The organism is Desulfovibrio sp. 6_1_46AFAA, from assembly GCF_000224635.1.
GTDB lineage: Bacteria > Desulfobacterota > Desulfovibrionia > Desulfovibrionales > Desulfovibrionaceae > Desulfovibrio > Desulfovibrio fairfieldensis.
The window spans coordinates 193,916-212,506 of record NZ_JH114304.1; the positions used below are offsets into that span (position 1 = coordinate 193,916).

The 18,591-nt window shown below is 60.7% G+C and carries 16 protein-coding genes; 4 read left to right on the forward strand and 12 right to left on the reverse strand.

All coding sequences use genetic code 11. From position 1 onward, the window contains the following. Positions 1-299: IS200/IS605 family transposase (tnpA, locus tag HMPREF1022_RS13545; protein WP_035061824.1), on the forward strand; the 299-nt coding region annotated here is incomplete at its 5' end. A 155-nt stretch (positions 300-454) separates the two neighbouring features. Here the strand turns inward: tnpA and HMPREF1022_RS13550 are convergent. Next, positions 455-667, reverse strand: a complete 213-nt coding sequence (locus HMPREF1022_RS13550; RefSeq protein ID WP_232221612.1) for a hypothetical protein — start codon at positions 665-667, stop codon at positions 455-457. Between the two features lie 1,781 nt (positions 668-2,448). Here HMPREF1022_RS13550 and HMPREF1022_RS17605 point away from each other — a divergent pair. Continuing rightward, positions 2,449-2,745, forward strand: coding sequence for a BrnT family toxin (locus HMPREF1022_RS17605; RefSeq protein WP_232221613.1), 297 nt, complete (start codon positions 2,449-2,451; stop codon positions 2,743-2,745). Next, positions 2,732-3,019 (forward strand): type II toxin-antitoxin system BrnA family antitoxin, encoded by a 288-nt coding sequence (gene brnA, locus HMPREF1022_RS13560; RefSeq protein WP_009303538.1) that lies wholly within the window; start codon positions 2,732-2,734, stop codon positions 3,017-3,019. The genes HMPREF1022_RS17605 and brnA overlap by 14 nt, the downstream gene beginning before the upstream one ends. Before the next feature lie 347 nt (positions 3,020-3,366). On the opposite strand, the gene HMPREF1022_RS13565 is transcribed toward brnA, so the two are convergent. From HMPREF1022_RS13565 to HMPREF1022_RS13615, 11 genes are all read right to left on the reverse strand, one after another. Continuing rightward, positions 3,367-4,446: an ABC transporter substrate-binding protein gene (locus HMPREF1022_RS13565; protein ID WP_008685273.1), complete on the reverse strand. Its 1,080-nt coding sequence runs from the start codon at positions 4,444-4,446 to the stop codon at positions 3,367-3,369. Positions 4,447-4,533: 87 nt separating this feature from the next. Continuing rightward, entirely contained in the window at positions 4,534-5,064 is a 531-nt protein-coding gene (locus HMPREF1022_RS13570; RefSeq protein WP_009303539.1) for a hypothetical protein, read from the reverse strand. 10 nt (positions 5,065-5,074) lie between these two features. Further along, the gene (locus tag HMPREF1022_RS13575; protein ID WP_008685275.1) at positions 5,075-5,860 is read right to left on the reverse strand and encodes an ABC transporter ATP-binding protein; all 786 of its coding nucleotides are present in this window, start codon (positions 5,858-5,860) and stop codon (positions 5,075-5,077) included. A gap of 19 nt (positions 5,861-5,879) precedes the next feature. After that, positions 5,880-6,725, reverse strand: coding sequence for an ABC transporter permease (locus HMPREF1022_RS13580; protein WP_008685276.1), 846 nt, complete (start codon positions 6,723-6,725; stop codon positions 5,880-5,882). Between the two features lie 3 nt (positions 6,726-6,728). Further along, positions 6,729-7,523: an ABC transporter permease gene (locus tag HMPREF1022_RS13585; RefSeq protein ID WP_008685277.1), complete on the reverse strand. Its 795-nt coding sequence runs from the start codon at positions 7,521-7,523 to the stop codon at positions 6,729-6,731. A 40-nt stretch (positions 7,524-7,563) separates the two neighbouring features. Then, the gene (locus HMPREF1022_RS13590; RefSeq protein WP_008685278.1) at positions 7,564-8,319 is read right to left on the reverse strand and encodes an ABC transporter ATP-binding protein; all 756 of its coding nucleotides are present in this window, start codon (positions 8,317-8,319) and stop codon (positions 7,564-7,566) included. A gap of 371 nt (positions 8,320-8,690) precedes the next feature. Beyond that, a complete protein-coding gene (locus tag HMPREF1022_RS13595; RefSeq protein WP_009303540.1) occupies positions 8,691-11,777 on the reverse strand; it encodes an NAD(P)(+) transhydrogenase (Re/Si-specific) subunit beta in 3,087 nt (1,028 codons plus the stop codon). Between the two features lie 58 nt (positions 11,778-11,835). Next, positions 11,836-12,111 carry an NAD(P) transhydrogenase subunit alpha gene (locus HMPREF1022_RS13600; RefSeq protein WP_020990346.1) on the reverse strand — a complete coding sequence of 92 codons (276 nt, stop codon included), beginning with the start codon at positions 12,109-12,111 and terminating at the stop codon, positions 11,836-11,838. Between the two features lie 94 nt (positions 12,112-12,205). Further along, complete coding sequence (locus HMPREF1022_RS13605) at positions 12,206-13,375, reverse strand: NAD(P) transhydrogenase subunit alpha (RefSeq protein ID WP_009303542.1); 1,170 nt, start codon at positions 13,373-13,375, stop codon at positions 12,206-12,208. A gap of 288 nt (positions 13,376-13,663) precedes the next feature. Then, complete coding sequence (gene tpa / locus HMPREF1022_RS13610) at positions 13,664-15,040, reverse strand: taurine--pyruvate aminotransferase (RefSeq protein WP_008685288.1); 1,377 nt, start codon at positions 15,038-15,040, stop codon at positions 13,664-13,666. 728 nt (positions 15,041-15,768) lie between these two features. Then, positions 15,769-16,863 (reverse strand): BMP family lipoprotein, encoded by a 1,095-nt coding sequence (locus HMPREF1022_RS13615; protein ID WP_009303544.1) that lies wholly within the window; start codon positions 16,861-16,863, stop codon positions 15,769-15,771. A 259-nt stretch (positions 16,864-17,122) separates the two neighbouring features. Between HMPREF1022_RS13615 and hydG the strand changes: the two genes are divergently transcribed. Then, positions 17,123-18,514, forward strand: a complete 1,392-nt coding sequence (hydG, locus tag HMPREF1022_RS13620; protein ID WP_008685292.1) for a [FeFe] hydrogenase H-cluster radical SAM maturase HydG — start codon at positions 17,123-17,125, stop codon at positions 18,512-18,514. Positions 18,515-18,591: the final 77 nt, after the last annotated feature.

Here is an 18,591-nt window from a genome sequence, read left to right on the forward strand (position 1 = left end):
TTATCGAGGGCCATCTCATGCCGGATCATGTGCACATGCTGGTGAGTATTCCTCCAAAAATCAGTGTATCAAGTTTCATGGGGTACCTGAAAGGAAAAAGCTCATTGATGATTTTCGATAAGCATGCAAACCTGAAGTACAAATTTGGCAATAGGAAATTCTTGGCGGAAGGATATTTCGTCAGTACGGTAGGACTCAATGAGGTAACGGTCAAAAAATACATTCAGCAGCAAGAGAAGCATGATATTCTGCAAGATCGAGTAAGTACCCGAGAATACCAAAACCCCTTCCAGGGGTAAGCCAAAGCGGCAAGGGCACTGGGCTTGAACAAAGTGAAAGCCAGCGCCTTTAGACGCTGGCCGGTAACAAGCCCTTATAGGGCTGGAGCAAACCACCCGCTATGCGGGTGGTTTTGATTGAAAAAATGGCGACACTAAAAGAGATCGGGAGCTGATTACCGGTTGACCCTTTCCATCTTCTCGTAGACATTCCGCATTCGCAACACCAGATTGGACGCCTGCTCAAGGAGGCAGCCCAGGCTGGCAATGACATAGCCTTTCACGCGCACGTCATGGTGCGTGCTTTTCATTATTTTGACCACGCCCACCAGGAGCATATAGGTTTCCGCCAGCAGGTCGCGAAAATCTTTCGCGCTGTATTGTTTCAAAAGGTTACGCTCGTGCTGCACCGCTCCCGCTGAAAGGTAGTAGCAGCGGGTTTCGCCGTCCGAATCGGGCCGGGACGCGGGGTGAGCCCGCTGCCCTGTCCTGCCGGTTCATACATGGCCAACAGGTCCTGGGCGGCGGTCTGGAATCTTGCGATCCGTTCCGCCAGTTCGGAATGACTCTGAGAAGGGGGCGTTGGCGACTGCGGCTGCGGAGCAGCGCTCGGAAAATGATGGGGCATAAGGCACCTCGTGATTTGTACGATTGGCATTGCCTACAATAGTAATGCCGGGTGTCGTACCCGCCCACGAGAGCGGTTTATGGCTTTTAGCCTTTCGGCCTGGACATAACCATAGCACCCGGCAATAGATAGCCTGTAGCGCCAACCAAAGGGCGCAAAAAAGCCATACTGTCGGGATGGTAGCCGCTCGTGGAAGGTGGGTACGAATCACCTGAACCCAGCTTAGACATAGAAAAAATAGCCGTCAAGTGCGTAGCCTCTCAGGGGCAGGGCAGACGCATCTAATTCCAGGCTTTGCAGGCCTTTTATTTGCCGTGATGATCCGTCAAAACCAGCCTTTTGTGTGCTGGCTGCGTCATCTGGCGCTTTTTGCTGCTCATGTACTTGAGTACATTCCGCGCAAAAAGCGCCATTTTCCTTGCCGGCACGCAAAAATCTTATTTTTTAGGATTCTCCCGGCACCAGCCATCCGCCTGCGCTTCGCTCCGGCGGAGTAAAGGTAGCTTCGCCTCTTTTTGTTCGTTCCCCGATCTATCGGGGAATAAAGGCTTTTTAGATGCGTCTGCCCTGCCCCCAAGGGCATTCTGTTCTCCACCCGTTGTTTTATTTTGCCCTCCGGGCACGGAGACTTTACGCCTCCCGGCGTTTGGGCCGCCTCCGGCGTGGGCAGGGGCCGGGGGGCCTGCGCGTCCCCCCTAGGCCCCTTGCAACCCCCGCCCCCCGCGTGATTGTCGTAACACGCTGACGCGGCGTCCCACGGGTCTTGCTCGCGTGGCTCGCTGCGCCCCGAAATCGCCGCGTGCCAATATCCAACGGCTGAACATCTCCTTCTCAACGACCGTCAGTAGATGGTATTGCGCGGCGCGGAGGGAGGCTTCAGCCGTTGGCGGCAAGGCCGCCTTACGGATGAAGACAGCAGCGATATCGCCTGAGCGTTGCGAAGGAAGCTCCCGCAGCAAATGCCGCGCAGCCCCATGCTCCAGCCGTTGCGACGCAGGAGCTTTAGCCGTAGGCGAACTTGTGAGCCGTAACACGGCTTCGCCGTGAACGGCTCAAGCAAGCCGCTGACGCGGCAACGGCTTGCGCATGTTTTAGGATTCTCCCGGCACCAGCCATCCGCCTGCGCTTCGCTCCGGCAGAGCAAAGGTGGCTTCGTCTCTTTTTTGTTCGTTCCCCAATCTATCGGGGAATAAAGACTTTTTAGAGCATTTCAACTTTGAAATGCTCTAACGCCGAACACGGTGAGGCGCGCCGCGAAGCGGCGTGGATTCTGGCGAAAACCATGTTTTTCGCCAGAATGCCGACTTTGAAATTTGTAAAATTTCAAAGTTAACCTGCTCTAGATGCGTCTGCCCTGCCCCCCAGGGGCATTCCGTTCTCCACTCGCTGTTTTATTTTGCCCTGTGCCTGCAGGGCGCGCTAAACCCCATCAGGGCGGAATGCCCATAGAAGAATTGCCTTTGAAAGGTAACTTATTATAAATACAGAATAATCCTGCCGGTGGACGGAGAACGGAATGACCCTGCAGGGGCGCGAACCATCTTGACAAAAGATATATTTTTCATACTATTTTATATGAAGTTTGAATATGACCCCGCCAAAAGTTCTTCCAACAAAGTCAAGCATGGCTTGGATTTTGAGGAAGCCAAAGGGCTCTGGTCTGATGAAGACCTGCTTGTTATGCCTTTGAACTTTGAAGATGAACCCCGAAAAGCCTGTGTGGGCGTTCTTGGTGGTAAATGCTGGACTGCCATCATAACTTGTCGTCATACATCGGTCAGGCTTATTTCGGTTCGCCGTGCGCGAAAAGACGAGGTTGCTGCCTATGAAAGCGAGTGAGTTTGATAAATTGTTTGATGAAGGGGAGAGCGTCATGCCCTATGCTGATCTGTCCAAGGCGACACGCCCCAATCGGAAAACCCAGAAGGTCAATGTGGACTTCCCCACCTGGATGGTAAATTCTCTTGATCGTGAAGCCGCCCATCTTGGAATCAGCCGCCAAGCGTTGGTCAAAGTCTGGATCGCTAACTGCTTGGCGCGGGATTCGCACAGCATGCGGCAGCATGACGCCCTTGCCGGGAGTGGTGAAGCCACGGCAAATAACCTGCGATGACAATCTTCTTGATAATTGTTTTTGGTGTGCCCTTGTTTTGATATGGGCGTTGCGTTGTCCACCGTTCCCGCCACTTTCAGAGTCATTCAATGCTATTGAATCCGGCGAGAAGCAAGGCTTGATTTCTGTTTTCTCCGAGTACCTCAATCGCTTCCGCTATATTCTGCAAGCCTTGACCGCGCGGCAGCGTTATGGCGGTGTCACGTCGCGCGGCAAGCTTCCGCGCTTTGGTCCGGTTACGCACCCGACAGGCATTTTCACAAAACACTGTAAGTAAAAAAGCGAGCCCTTCTTCCGGGGAAGAAGGGCTCTTTGATCATCCGCAACAGCGGATTACGGCGTTTCGTTTACTTGTAGGAAGGGATGGGGGTCTGAACCATCTTCAGGAACTTGTTGGTGGCGTACTTGCCGTCGTGAACCTTCTTGGCTTCCTCGGGGGTGATGCGGCCCACGGTGGTGAAGAATTCGGCGATTTCGCCCTGCCACTTCTGAGCCGGGCTCTGGCCCTTGGAGTCGTCAAACATGACCAGCTGTTCTTCCAGGTTGTACACGGGGTGCTTCTGGATGTCCTTCAGGGCCAGCTCCTTGGCATAGTCCTTGCCGGCCCATTCCAGGAAGAAACGACGGTATTCGGGCACCAGGCTTTCGGCGCTTTCCTTCTGGAGCATGTTCACGGCGCGCAGGTAAATGCCCAGGAACTTGGCGGTGATCTCAGGATGGGCATTGGCATACTTGGCATCGGCAATCAGCACGATGGGGTTGCCCTTTTTGCACATCTTGAGGTCGGCGGCCAGCACGCCGCCCTTGTCCATGGCCAGGAAGAGGTGCGGCGCCCACAGGGCCACGCCGTCGCCGATGTTGTTTTCAAACGCGCCCACGGCCTGGGCCTGGTCCATGTTCTTGATGACCACGTCGCTGTCCTTGAGACCCAGCACGTTCAGCCAGGAGGAAAGGGCGTAGTGGGCGGAGCTCACGGTGGTGACCAGGAAGGTCTTGCCCTTCACGGTCTCGGGGCTGCCCAGCACGTCGGGGTAGTCTTTGTTCCAGCCCTTGACTTTGGAGATGGGGCTGTCCTTGCGGACCACCACGCCGTTGGTCATGGATTCATCGTTGCCGTTGGCAATGATGATGGTGTCGTAACGCAGGTTGCCCAGCATGGCCGGCACGGCGCCCATGCCCGCGAAGACCCATTCGCCGGAAGGCAGAGCGTTCAGAATGTCGGCGCCGGAGTTGAAGTATTTGATTTCAACGTCCAGACCGGCTTCTTTATCCCAGCCTTTTTCCTTGGCATACCACATCAGGAAGGTTTCGTGCTCGTCCATCCACGCGGTGGGCACTTTCACCAGTTTCCCGGCGGCCATGGCGGCGCCGGAGATGCTCAGAACAAACACGGCGGCCATTGCCAGGGCAATCCATTTTTTCAACATACTCGTCCTCCAGAATAACGGTTAATCCGGGTGGTCGCACTCGCGCGCGTTCCGTACAGTCCGGACACGGGCCGTCTACGGCTACGGCTATAACCCTTTACCCATGCTATGTAGCAGCTCCGAAGAGCTTCCGTCCGTAAGGCGTGCTGTTTTCTGGTCGGGCCGGGGCGCGTTTTCGCTTTCGCCGTCCGCCGGGGCATGCCCCAAAGCCTGTTCCGCGGCGGCCTGTCTCTGCCTGGTTATGGCTAAAGCATAGCAGGTGCGCAGGCGGTAGGCAAGATATTGCAGCAGACAGCTGGCTCCGGCCAGAAGCAGGCTTACAATCCAGTGGGCTCCGGCCAGCCACGCGCCGAAAGCCGCCAGGCAGAGCAGCAGGCCGCCCAGCCGCCGCGCAAGCACGCGGCGGTAGATGCGTGCGACGGCTTCGGGGCTGTCCGCCTGTGCATCCGTCTGCCCGTCCGTCTGCTTGTCCATCCGCCCGCCCGTCCGGGCCGGGCCCGAGGCGGGCGTTTTGCCGCGCCCGGCGAGCCGCGCGCAGAGCGCGCGCACCGCCAGCCAGACGGCAACGGCACCCACGGTGCCCGCCAGCAGATTGAACATCAGGGTGGCTGTGCTCATGCCTGTTTCCTCAGAGAATCAGTTCGGTGTTGGCGATGATCTCTTCGCGTAGTTCCAGCAGTTCCATGGAAGTGTGCTCGCGCGGACGGGGCAGATTGACGGTGTACTCCGTCTTGATGGTGCCGGGCAGCTTGCCTTCCATCAGCACGATGCGGTCGCCCAGGAAGAGTGCTTCGTCGATGTTGTTGGTGACGAAGAGCACCGTGCGTTTGTCCTGTTCCCAGATGCGGGCGGTTTCCACCTGCATGTACATGCGGGTCTGGGCGTCGAGCTGGCCGAAGGGTTCGTCCAGCAGCATGACCTTGGGCGAGTTGGCATAGGCCCGTGCGATGCCCACGCGCTGCTTCATGCCGCCCGACAACTGGTGGGGGTAGTGGTTTTCAAACCCTTCCAGGCCCACCATCTTGATGTAGTGGTTCGCGATGTTGTGGCGCTCGGCCGCGGGCACTTTGCGCAGCTTGAGGCCCAGCTCCACGTTGTCGCGCACGGTTTTCCAGGCGAAGAGCATGTAGCTCTGGAAGACGATGCCGCGGTCCGGCCCGGGGCCGGTGATCGGCTCGCCGTCCAGGGTGACGTAGCCCTTGTCCGGGATTTCCAGGCCCGCGATGATCTTCAGCAGGGTGGACTTGCCGCTCTGGCCGGGGCCGAGCACCACCAGGAACTCGTTTTCATAGACGTCCAGGGTAATGTCCTTGATGACCGGCACTTCCTGGTTGCCCTTCTGGATGAAGGTCTTGCTGATGTCCTCGCAGTGGATTTTCAGAACCGGAGGACATTTGGCGTTCTGTTGGCTCATGTGTCTATCCTTCTGTCGCTTAGACGTTGTCGATGCTGCGCTTCCAGGGGCAGAGCTTGCGCTCGAGAAGGGAGACGCCCAGAGAGCTGATCCAGGCCGCCGCCGCGATGAGCAGCATGCCGCTGAGGACCAGGGAGGGATTGTGCGTGTCCATGCCGCGCTTGATCAGGAAGCCCAGACCGTCGCGGGAGTTCATCAGTTCGGCGGCCAGCACGCAGGTCCAGGCCGCGCTGAGCGAGATCTGCAGGCCCGCGAAAACCGCCGGGAAGGAGGCCGGGAAGCAGACGTGGAAGATTTCGTCCCGGCGCTTGCCGCCGAGCACGCGGATGACGTCGTACAGGTCCGGGTCCACCAGGCGCACGCCATTGTAAGCGTTCAGCAGGCAGGGCACGAAGGTGCCGATGATGATGATGAAGACCTTGGAGAATTCGCCGATGCCGAACCACAAAATGGCGATGGACACCCAGGCGATGGGCGGCATGGGCTTGAACAGGTCGAAGAGCGGCTTGACGATGCCGTGGACTGTTTTGTTCAAAGCCATGAACAGGCCCAGAGGCACGGCCACGACGCTGGCCAGGATAAAGCCGATGATGACGCGCTGGAAGCTGGCCCAGATGTGGCCCCAGAGGTTGGTGCCCGCGAATTTCATGCCGGTCAGGCGGATCATCTGATCCAGCACCTGGGCGGGCGTGGCCAGGGAGTCGCGGAAGATTTTTTCAGCCGCGGTCCAGTGCCAGAGCGAGAAAAAGGCCACAATGGACACGCAATACAGGAAGTACGTGTTGGTAATCAGTTTATAGAGCGTAAACCGTCCGCGTTCAGCCGCATGGTCGACGGTTTCGTTGGCAATGGATGAAGACGCCATGAATTACCTCCTGATGCCGGCCAGCAGCCTCTTTTCGATATAGTCGATGATGATCCCGATGATGGCGCCGGAAACGCCCACGCAGATCATGCCGAGCACGATCAGGTCAGGCCGGGCCACGCGTCCGCCCATGGTGATGAGGAAGCCCAGGCCGGAGTCGGCGGCCAGCAGTTCCGCGCCCACCAGGTTGGTCCAGCAGTAGGCCAGAGCAAGCTGGAGCGCGCCGAAAACCATGGGCAGCGAGGACGGGATGCACAACTGGGTGAAAATCTGCCAGTCATTGGCTCCGTAGGTTCTGGCCATCTGGATCAGCACCGGGCTGGTCATGCGCACGCCCACGTAGGCGTTGATCACGCAGGGCACAATGCCCGCGATCCAGATGATGAACACCTTGCCGGTCAGACCGATGCCGAACCAGAACACGGTGAGGGGAATCCACGCGATGGGCGGGATGGGCCGGATGAGTTCGAAAATGGGGCGGAACAGGCCTTCGGCCACTTTGAACCAGCCCATGGCCAGGCCCAGGGGCAGGCCCACCAGCAGCGCCAGCACGTAACCGATGGCGGCTTCCTGCAAGCTGGTCTTGAAGTGGGTCGCCATCACGGCGCCGTCGGGGTTGGGGTTGGTCAGTTTGTCTATGAAGGCGTCGAAAACCTGGCTGGGGGCGGCCAGCAGAGTCTGGGGAATCATGCCCGAGCGCACCGCGGTTTCCCAGATAAGGAAAAAGGCGATAATGCTGATATAGGGGAGCGCTCGAAGCAGAGGCGGTTCTTTTACAACGACAGTCTGATAAGCCATAACATCCTCCGGGCTGCGTTGGTATGGTCAGGCGCGCGCCTCACCACCAGCGGATAAGTTCCGTGACCTGCCTGCGCAGCTCCACAAATCTGGGATCAATAAGTTTGCGGGGGCGGGGCAGGTCCACCTGGATTTCCGCCTTGACCTTGGTGGGCTTGTTGGTCAGCACCAGAATGCGCTCGGCCACGTACACGGCCTCCTCGATATTGTGCGTGACGAAGAGGATGGTGCTGTTCAGCTTTTGCCAGAGATTGACCAGCTCGTCTTCAAGGTAGAAACGCAGCTTCACGTCCAACTGTCCGTATGGCTCGTCCATGAGCAGCAGATCGGGGTTCACGGCGAAAGCGCGCGACACCGCGATGCGCTGCATCATGCTGGCTGAAACCTGGTTGGGATAGAGGTCGGCGCAGGAGGAAAGGCCGACAAGATCCATGATGTCCGAGGCGCGCTGTTCGCGCTCGGCTTTGGGAACCCCTTTGACTTCCATGCCGTAAGCCACATTTTCGCGCACGGTGCGCCAAGGCAGGCAGGTGGGTTCCTGAAAGACGTAGGCGATGTTGTGTTTTTTGGGATTGGCTTCCTGCCCGTCGATGAGGATATCACCCTCCGTGGCGGGCATCAGCTTGGACAGGCAGTTCAGAAATGTGGTCTTGCCGCAACCGGTGGGACCGACGATGGCCAGTAACTCCCCTTTTTTGATGGTGAAGTTGATGCCATCAAGAACGGTGAGAGCGCCAAAACGTTTGGTGAGATTATTCACCCGGATTTTGACGTCAGCTTCTTCCTGACAGGGCACTGGCAGCTCCTTGCGTTGACGTGAGGGACTCCGTGGGACTCCTTTGTGAACCCCGGTTGGGGTTTTGCCTCAAACCGGTAAGCTGTAAACTAAAGAAAGAGTAAAATTTCACTATACGTACTTCTACCGCGTCCATATCCCCGGCATAGGGGGGCGCGACAGGCGCGGAAGTGCCCGTTGCAACGCGGCGATGCCTTTATTTCCCTTGTCAGATGGGAACAACATACGGGTTTATTTGAGCATTGTCACCTCTCTTTGGGTTTTTGCCGAAAAATTTGTGAAAGATGGCACATGTTTTATGACGCCATTGCGGCCGTGCCAGCCGCGAGGGCGGAGCGGCAGATGCCGCTCCGCCATTGATCCTGTTTGTGTCAACGCGCCATGGCCAGCAGCTTGTCCAGGCTGGCTCCGGCGTCGCCCAGCAGCAAGGTGACGCCGGGCTTGGTATAGAGGGGGTTGTCCACGCCCGCGTAACCGGGCTTTTCGTCATAGTTGCAGATGATCACGGCCTTGGCCCTGTCCGCTTCCAGAATGGGCATGCCGTAAATGGGGGTGCCTTCGGCGGTGTTGGCCGCCGGGTTGACCACGTCGTTGGCGCCCACGATGATCACCAGGTCCGCGTCCGCGAACATGGGATTGACCGTGTCCATTTCCAGCAGATGCTCGTAATCCACGTTGGCTTCGGCCAGAAGCACGTTCATGTGGCCGGGCATGCGGCCCGCCACGGGATGGATGGCGTAATTGACCGTGGCGCCGTGTTCCTCCAGCACATCGGCCAATTGCTTGACCTTGTGCTGGGCCTGGGCCAGGGCCATGCCGTAGCCGGGCACGATGATCACGTTCTTGGCGGTCTTGAGCGCCTGTGTGGCGTCCTGGGCTTCCGCCTTTTCCGGGGCCGCCTCGGCAGACGCGGCGGGCGCCGCGCCCGATGCGAGCTTGACCAGGTTGCCCACGGTCTGGGCGGCGTCGCCCAGCATCATGATTACGCCGGGCTTGGTGTAAAGCGGGTTGTCCACACCGGCGTAGCCGGGCTTTTCATCATAGTTGCAGATGATCACGGCCTTGGCCTTGTCCGCTTCCAGAATGGGCATGCCGTAAATGGGGGTGCCTTCGGCGGTGTTGGCCGCCGGATTGACCACGTCGTTGGCGCCCACGATGACCACCAGGTCCGCGTCCGCGAACATGGGATTGACCGTGTCCATCTCCAGCAGGTGCTCGTAATCCACGTTGGCCTCGGCCAGGAGCACATTCATGTGGCCGGGCATGCGGCCCGCCACGGGATGGATGGCGTAGTCGACTTCGGCGCCGCGTTCTTCCAGCGCGTCGGCCAGTTGCTTGACCTTGTGCTGAGCCTGGGCCAGGGCCATGCCGTAGCCGGGCACGATGATCACCTTCTTGGCCGTGGTCAGCAGGCGGGCGGCCTCCGAGTCGGCGTCTTTGGCGGGCTCGGCCTGGGCGGCGGCAGCGGAAGCGGGAACCTGCCCGGCGGCGTAACCGGCCAGCGCGCCCACGGTCTGGGCGGCGTCGCCCAGCATCATGATTACGCCGGGCTTGGTGTAAAGCGGGTTGTCCACACCGGCGTAACCGGGCTTTTCATCGTAGTTGCAGACGATCACGGCCTTGGCCTTGTCCACTTCCAGAATGGGCATGCCGTAAATGGGGGTGCCTTCGGCGGTGTTGGCCGCCGGGTTGACCACGTCGTTGGCGCCGATGATGATGGCCAGATCGGCATCCGGGAACATGGGATTGACCGTGTCCATTTCCAGCAGGTGCTCGTAATCCACATTGGCTTCGGCCAGGAGCACGTTCATATGGCCGGGCATGCGGCCCGCCACGGGATGGATGGCGTAATTGACCTTGGCGCCTCTGGCCTCCAGGGCGTCGGCCAGCTGCTTGACCTTGTGCTGGGCCTGGGCCAGGGCCATGCCGTAGCCGGGCACAATGATCACGTTCTTGGCCGTGGTCAGCAGGCGGGCGGCCTCGGCGGCGGTATCCGCCGCGCCCGTTTCGGCCGGAGCGGCGGCAGCGGAAGCGGGAGCCTGTCCGGCGGCGTAACCGGCCAGCGCGCCCACGGTCTTGGCCGCGTCGCCCAGCAGCATGTAAACGCCGGGCTTGGTGTAAAGCGGGTTGGGCACCCCGGCGTAGCCGGGCTTTTCATCATAGTTGCAGATGATCACGGCCTTGGCCTTGTCCGCTTCCAGAATGGGCATGCCGTAAATGGGGGTGCCTTCGGCGGTGTTGGCCGCCGGGTTGACCACGTCGTTGGCGCCCACCACCACGACCAGATCGGCGTCCGCGAACATGGGATTGACCGTGTCCATTTCCAGCAGATGCTCGTAATCCACATTGGCTTCGGCCAGAAGCACATTCATGTGACCGGGCATGCGGCCCGCCACGGGATGAATGGCGTAATTGACCTTGGCGCCTCTGGCTTCCAGGGCGTCGGCCAGCTGTTTGACCTTGTGCTGGGCCTGGGCCAGGGCCATGCCGTAGCCGGGCACGATGATCACGTTCTTGGCCGTGGTCAGCAGCTTGGCGATTTCAGCGTCCTTCTGCGCGGCGGCCTGAGCGGGCTGCGCGGCCTTGGGGGCCTGGGACGCGGGCGCTTTGGCGGCGGCTGCCGTCCGGACGCCGGATTTGCCGGCCACGGAGGATTGGCCCAGCAGGATGGGCATCAGCTTGCGGTTCATGGCCTTGCACATGACGCGGGTGAGCATCAGACCGGCGGAACCCACAATGCCGCCCACGGCGATGAGCAGCGGGTCGGACACAGCGAAACCGGCGATGGCGCAGGAAATGCCGCCCATGGAGTTGAGCAGGGAAATGGTGATGGGCATGTCCGCGCCGCCCACCCGGATGGTGAAGACGATGCCGAACAGCGCGCCGGTGGCGAACATCACAAAGATGAAGAACCAGGGAAGGAACGTCGGCGCAATGTTGTAAATGCACAGGGCAACGAGCATGATGCCCAGCAGGATGTTGATGATCCGACTGTGGTTGGAGAGCACGATGGGCCGCTGCGGCAGCAGCTGGTGCAGTTTGCCCGCCGCCACAAAGGAGCCCGCGATGGTCGTCATGCCCGAGCAGAGAGCGAGACAGGCGTCAATGCGATGGAATGCGGAGGGCGTGCCCACGTCCGTCAGCATGATCAGGCCCACCAGGGCCGCGGCGCCGCCGCCGAAGCCGTGCAGGAAGGCCACCAGCTGGGGCATCTGGATCATCTTGACCTTGTTGGACAGGAACAGGCCGAAGGCCGTGCCCAATGCTATCGCCACCCAGAGGGTCGGAGAGCCGAGCGAATTGTCCTTGTACATGGTGATGAGAATGGCGCAGGCCATGGCCGCGGCGCTGAGGATATTGCCGCGCACGGCCGTCTTGACGTTGCTCATCAGGTTCAGGCCGTACAGGATGGCCAGAGCAAGTACGGCGGCAATGACGTTGTAAAGTAAGGTGCTCATTTCGCAGACAACTCTCTATTTTTCAGGGGTCATTCGGGACGGCGGCGAAAAGAGTCCGCTAGCGCTTTTTCCCCGCGATCATCTTCAACATCTTGTGGGTGATGTCGAAGCCGCCAAAAACGTTGGTGACGGCCAGCGCGATGCCGCAGCCGCCCAGGAACGCGCCCAGGGGGGTGGTGGCAAGATGGGTGGCCGTCAGGGCGCCCAGAATGATGACCCCGTCGAGCGCATTCATGCTGGACATCAACGGCGTATGCAAAAGGCTGGGAATATGGCTGAGTACCTTGTAGCCGATGACCAGCGCGGCGACAAAGACCAGTAAAAGAATGAACATGCTCAAGAGGGCTGCCTCCGCAAGTTAAAAATCTCACCGTAAACGCGGATGAGGGGAGCGCGCGGCCAAGGGGCCGCGCGCTCCTCCGCAATGCCTACAGACCGGCTTCTTTGGCGCCGGCGTGGACGATTTCCTTGTTGATCGTGGTCAGCGAGGAAGCCACGATGGGATCGTCGCGATCCAGCACGATCTTGCCGTCCTTGGCCAGGAAGGCAAGCAGGTTGTAGATGTTGTGGGCGAACATCCAGGTGGAGCTGGTGGGCATCATGCCGGGGATGTTCTTGATGCCGCTGATGGTCACGCCGTAGGCCGTGATTTCCTCGCCGGCCTTGGTCAGGGCGCAGTTGCCGCCCTGGTCGATGGCCACGTCCACGATGACGGAACCGGGGGCCATGGATTTGACCATTTCCTCGGTGATCAGCACCGGAGCGAGCTTGCCGGGAATCAGCGCGGTGAGGATCACCATGTCGGCGTCCTTGATGACCGGTTTGATGGCCTCGATTTCCTTGGCCAGCCATTCGTCGGGCAGGCGCTGGGCGTAGCCGCCCTCGCCGACGGCCACGTTGGCGGGCACGCCGGTGTCGAAAGCCTTGGCGCCCAGCGACTTGGCCTGTTCGGCGGCGTCGGGACGGATGTCGATGGCGGTGACCACGGCGCCCAGGCGTTTGGCGGTGGCCACGGCCTGCAGGCCGGCCACGCCGGTGCCGATGACCACGACGTTGGCGGGCTTGATCACGCCCACGGCGGTGCCGACCATGGGCATGAACTTGCTCATGTAGTTGGCGGCCATGAGCACGCTCTTATATCCGGCCACGGTGCTCATGGAGGTCAGGGCGTCCATGCTCTGGGCGCGGGAAATACGCGGAATGCCGTCGAGGGTCAGGCTGATGCAGCCGGTGTCGCGGAGCTTTTTCATGGGCTCGCGGTTCACCGGGGCGGCGGGATGCAGGAAGGTGATCAGGTACTGCCCGTCGCGCAGCATGTCGCTTTCGTGCTTGTTCACGTCCTTGTTGAACAGGGGCTCCTTCACCTTGAGGATGACGTCGGCTTTGGCGAAGACTTCTTCCGCGCCGTCAACCATGGTCGCGCCGGCGGCCACATATTCGTCATCGGAGAAGAACGAGCCGTCGCCGGCCGTTTTCTGCACGAGCACGGTGGCGCCTTCGGCGACCATCTTTTTCACAGTCTCGGGGGTGGAGGAAACGCGGCCTTCGCCGGGCATGATTTCTTTGGGAACACCGATGGTCATACCTTGAAATTTCATGGATGCTACTCCTTAATACGTTGGAAGTGCTGATGGTATGGAGCTTCCCTACAGGCCGCCTCGGGCCAGGGCGGGGCACACTTCCGCCTGAACCTGTGGAGGCCGCCGCAAGACAACCGGGCGAATCGCCGGCTTGTTGCCGATGTTGCAAAAAGGGGACATGCCGGGCGGGGATGAACTCCCGGGCATGTCCCCCGTTTCAGGACGGTTCCGCGCCTGGCGGCGGGAACGGCCTTCTACGCTGCTCCGCGCTCCGTGAGGAACGCGGCGGACATGCGATGATCCGTGTTAGGCCTTCACCACCTGGAAGGCCTTGTCCAGAGCCTTCAGGATTTCGTCGATCTCGGCCGTGCCGGCGATCAGCGCCGGGGCCAGGCAAAGGGTGTTGTTCAGTTCGCGGAAGCAGCGGCTGGTCTTGCCGATGATCACGCCCTGCTTCATGCATTCGCCCACCACGGCTCCGGCCGTGGCTTCGGACACGGGCTCCTTGGTGGTGCGGCTCTTGACCAGTTCGAGCCCGCAGAACAGGCCCTTGCCGCGCACGTCGCCGATGATTTCGTACTTCTTTTCCAGAGCCTTCAGGCCGTCCATGAGGTAGTCGCCCATCTTGACGACGTTCTCGAGAACCTTGTGCTCTTCCATGTAGTTGATGTTGGCGTAACCGGCGGCGGGACCGGCGGTGCAGCCGCCGAAGGTGCTGATGTCGCGGAAGTAGCTGTCGCGGTCGGAGGGGTCGGCCAGGAAGTCCTGGAAGACCTGCTCGGTGGTCACGGTGCAGGAAATGGGCGCGTAACCGGCGGCCACGCCCTTGGCCATGGTCACGATGTCGGGCTGGACGTTGAAGTGCTGGTAGCCGAACCATTTGCCGGTTCTGCCGAGGCCGCAGACCACTTCGTCGATGATCAGCAGCAGGCCGTACTTCTTGCAGATTTCGGTCAGGGTTTCGTAGTAGCCTTCGGGCGGCACGATGACGCCGCCGCCAGCGGTGATGGGCTCGATGATCACGGCACCCACGGTGTCCGGATCTTCCTTCTGCACCACGGCTTCAAGCTCGCGGGCGAATTTTTCGCCCAGGTTGGTGGTGCCGGCGGGGTAGGGCGAACGGTATTCGGAGCAGGCCGGGAATTCCACGAAGCCGGGGGTGAAGGGGCCGTACTGGTTCTTGCGTTCTTCCTGGCCGCAGGCGCTCAGCGTGGTGATGGTGGTGCCGTGGTAGTCGCGGTTGCGGTAGACGATCTTGTATTTCTTGCCGCCGTGCTTGAGCTGGGAAATCTGGCGGACGATCTTGAAGGCCTTTTCATTGGCTTCGGAACCGGAGTTGGAAAGATACACGCGGCTCATGCCGGGCATCTTCTCAATCAGTTTTTTGGAGAACTGGATGGTGGGGATGTTGCCGAAGCCGTTGGCAAAGTAGCAGAGCTGCATGAGCTGGTCGCTCACGGCCTTGACCAGGGTTTCGTTGCCGTAACCGAGGTTGACCGTCCAGACGCCGCCGGAAACGGCATCCAGATACTCTTTGCCGTAGATGTCCTTGATCCGCATGCCCTTGCCTTCGACAAAAACAGTGGGATCGGATTTTTCAAAGACTTTGTGCTGGGTGAGGTGATGCCAGACGTATTTTTTGTCGTCGGCGATCAGTTCAGCGGCATTAAAGGACTGGGCCATGATTTCCTCCAAAGAAAAGGTTTCCGGAATGGTTGCCTTCCCCTCCGCGACGCGGCGAAGAAGGGCGACGGTCAGCTCAACACCCCGGCGGCCATGCGGCCGGGGACGCCGCTTGCGGGAATATCCGCGCGGCTGTGCCGCCGGGGCCGAAACCGCTTGCGCCGGTCTTCGTGCTCCCGCGGCCGGGAAGAACCCTGAAGCCGGCGGGCATGCGCCTCGCGCGGCATTCGGTTTTTTCGTTTTCTTTGGCAGGGCCGGAACTCATGGCGACCTCCCGGAATGCTGCCGGAACTGGCAATGAGGGTCTGACGGCGGCCACTTGCATTTCTATATAAGCAATCCTTGTGCCAAATCGAACGTGAACCGGATGCCGTGCAATAGCAGCGGGTTATTCCGCCGGGCCCGCGCGGCGCGCAAAGTTCTTCAGTCAAGAGTAAGTCGATTGTGACTTGTGTCCGTTCAACCTCCCGTTTTCATGTAAGTCCATATCGACTTATGATGCATAAGTGACTTGTTACCGGGGGCGGCCTGGGAAGGGATGCCTATAAATACGCCCAGAAAGCCGCACCAGACGTTTTTTTCTTCGTCCGTGTGCCCCCATAGCGGCTTTGGAAATACGTCGGTCGTGATATGGCCTGGCGTTACGGCTCTGTCCGCTCCTCTTCTCGCGATGGGCGGGCCTGTGCCTGGCGTGTGTGGCTTTTTTCCCAAAGCGCCGCCCCGTATTTTCAGAGGCAATCGCAGAGGGTGCGGGCCCGCAGGGATTTGAGGCGGATGGAGCCGCTCAGCAGCTCCGCGCGCAATTCCTTGAGGCGGCGTTCCAGGTCCGGCGGCGCGTTCTGGCCCGCCGCGGCAGTGAAGGCGCGCGGGTCCGTAATTCCCACGCCATCGTTGCCCAGGTCGTAGGTGATGATTTTTTTGCCCTGAAAGTTGCCACGGGACGCGGCGGCCACGATTTCGTACACGGCCCTGTCCGCCCGTTTCAGGATGGAGGTAAGCACATGGCCGGGCAGAACTTGGGCCTGGTCCGTATCCAGGCCTACAATATATATGCCGCGCTCCCGCGCTTCCGCCAGCGCCCCCTCGTTGCCCGCGCCGGCGGCCAGCGCCAGCACGTCCGCGCCCTGGTCCAGCAGGCGGCGCGCCTCCCTGCGGGCGGTCCCGGCATCGGTGAAGGAACCGGCCAGGGCGTTGATGACCCGGATTTCCGGATCAATGAGTTGCGCGCCCCCGCTGAAGCCGCTGAACAGGGAGCGCAGCGCGGGCGTGTCCTCGCCGGAAAGCCAGCCCACGGTCTTGTCCCGATTGATGCCGGGCAGGCCGGTCCGGCCGGTCAGCATGGCCGCCGCGGCCCCTGCCAGATAGGCTGCCTGCTCGTCGGCAAAGGTGACGGACATGATGTTGGGCGCGCGTATGCCCGCGTCAATGCAGCCGAACATGGTCTTGCGGAAGTTGGCGGCATTGTTGCGCAGAATTTCGTGCAGCCGGTCGGACGCCACCAGGACCAGATCCGACTCCCGCGCGGCTTGGCGGAAGGTTTCCTGCTGGTCGCTTTCCGGCGGGGCGACAAGCACCTTGGTCCGGAGAGGGAAATCACGCTCCGCTTTGGCCAGACCGGCGCGCAGCAAATCCGTCCAGGGTTGGCCGCCGTCGTGTTCCAGCAGCAGGGTCACGCGCAGGGGAGAGGCCGCGGACGCGTTCTCGCCGGACTGTGCAGGTTGTGCGGGCGCCCCGGCCAGGGCCGTTCCGGCGGCAAAAACAAGGACGGCAAGCAACAGTCCGAACAGGCGGGCAACGGTCCGGTGCTGGTAAAAACGCGGCATAGTCTATTCTCCTCGGCGGCCGGAAATAGCGGGCACGGCGGCATCGTGCCGGACGTGCCGCCCGGCGCGCCCTATGGCAACGGATGCAGTGTAGGACCGCGCGGCGCGTCCGGCAAGCCTCCAGATGCAGAGGGCATGGGCTGTGAAATAAATAACTAGTATTTTTTCCCGCCCCATGCTAGATATCGTCGTACGCGAGGAAGGCCGGCCATAAAGGCCGCGCCGCCTGTTGTTATTTCTGCCTGTAAGGATGGTCAGCATGCCCACGGATACGTTGCCCCCCTGGTTGGACACACAAGCGATTGAAAAAGCCCTGAGCCGAGAAAGCGCGCCGGACAGCGCCGAGCTGCGGGATATCCTGGATAAATCGCTGGCCCTGGAGTCCCTGGGCATCCAGGAAGCCGTCGCCCTGATGCGGGTCAGCGACGCCGAACATCTGGCGCTGCTGCTGCATACGGCGGATCAGGTCAAACAGAAAGTCTACGGCGACCGCATTGTGCTTTCCGCGCCGCTGCACATTTCCAACTACTGCGGCAGCGAGTGTCTCTATTGCGCCAACCGCCGCGGCAATACGGCGGTGGAGCGCAAATATATGACCCCGCCGGAAATGCGCGAGGCCGGGCGCAAGCTGATCCGCCAGGGACACAAGCGGGTTTTTCTGGTCAGCGGCCAGCTGCCCAATGCGGACGTTGAATATCTTGAGGAAGCCGTCAGCGTGCTGTACACCGCCTTTGACGGCGTGGGCGAGATCCGCCGGGTCAACATCAATGTGGGCCCGCTGAAGGCTGAGGAGTATGCCCTCCTGCAGGCCGCGGACGTGGGCACGGTGCTGATTTATCAGGACACCTACCATGAGGCGAGTTATCGCGCCGCGCATGTGAGCGGCCCCAAGAGCGATTACCTGGCCCGCCTGCACGCCCCGGACACGGCTTTTCAGGCCGGGGTAGGGGATGTCGGCCTGGGCCTGTTGCTGGGCCTGGGGCCCTGGCGGTACGACCTGCTGGCCGTCATGCTGCACGCCGCGCATCTCACGCGGGTCTATGACGCGGGCAGCCGCACCGTGAGCATGCACCGCCTGCGCCCCACGCCCGGCGGCCGGTTCAAGACGCCCTATCCGCTCAGCGACGGGGAATATCTGCGTTGCGTGGCCATCACCCGTCTGGCCGTGCCGTATACCGGCATCGTGCTGACCACCAAGGAGCCCGCCGGGCTCTGGCGCGACGGCTGCAATGCGGGTTGCTCGCAACTGCTCACCGGCAGCGTGGCCAACCCGTATGAGAGCTGGGTTGAAGCGCCGGGCGAAAAAACGCCCTTTCCCATCGGCGAGGATTGCCATGTGGACGAGGTGGTGCGCTTCCTGCTGGAAGAGGCCCGGCACCTGCCTTCCTTCTGTACGGCCTGTCCGCGTCTGGGCCGCAGCGGCCATGAATTCCTCTCCATGGTGCAGGAATGCGGCATGAAGAGCCAGTGCGGGCCCAATTCCATGGCCTCGTTCATGGAGTTCCTGCTCAATTACGCCACGCCCTATACCCGCCGGATGGGGGAAAAGCTGATTTCCGAAAAGCTGGACGGCCTGCCGGAGCATGAGCGCGGCGCTGCGGAACGCCTGTTGCAGAAGGTCAGGTCCGGACGCATGGACGAGTTTATTTAGAGTAATTTCAAAGTGAAATTGCTCTAACGCCGCACACAATGCGGCGCGCCGCGAAGACCGACCCGACGGGCGGCCCG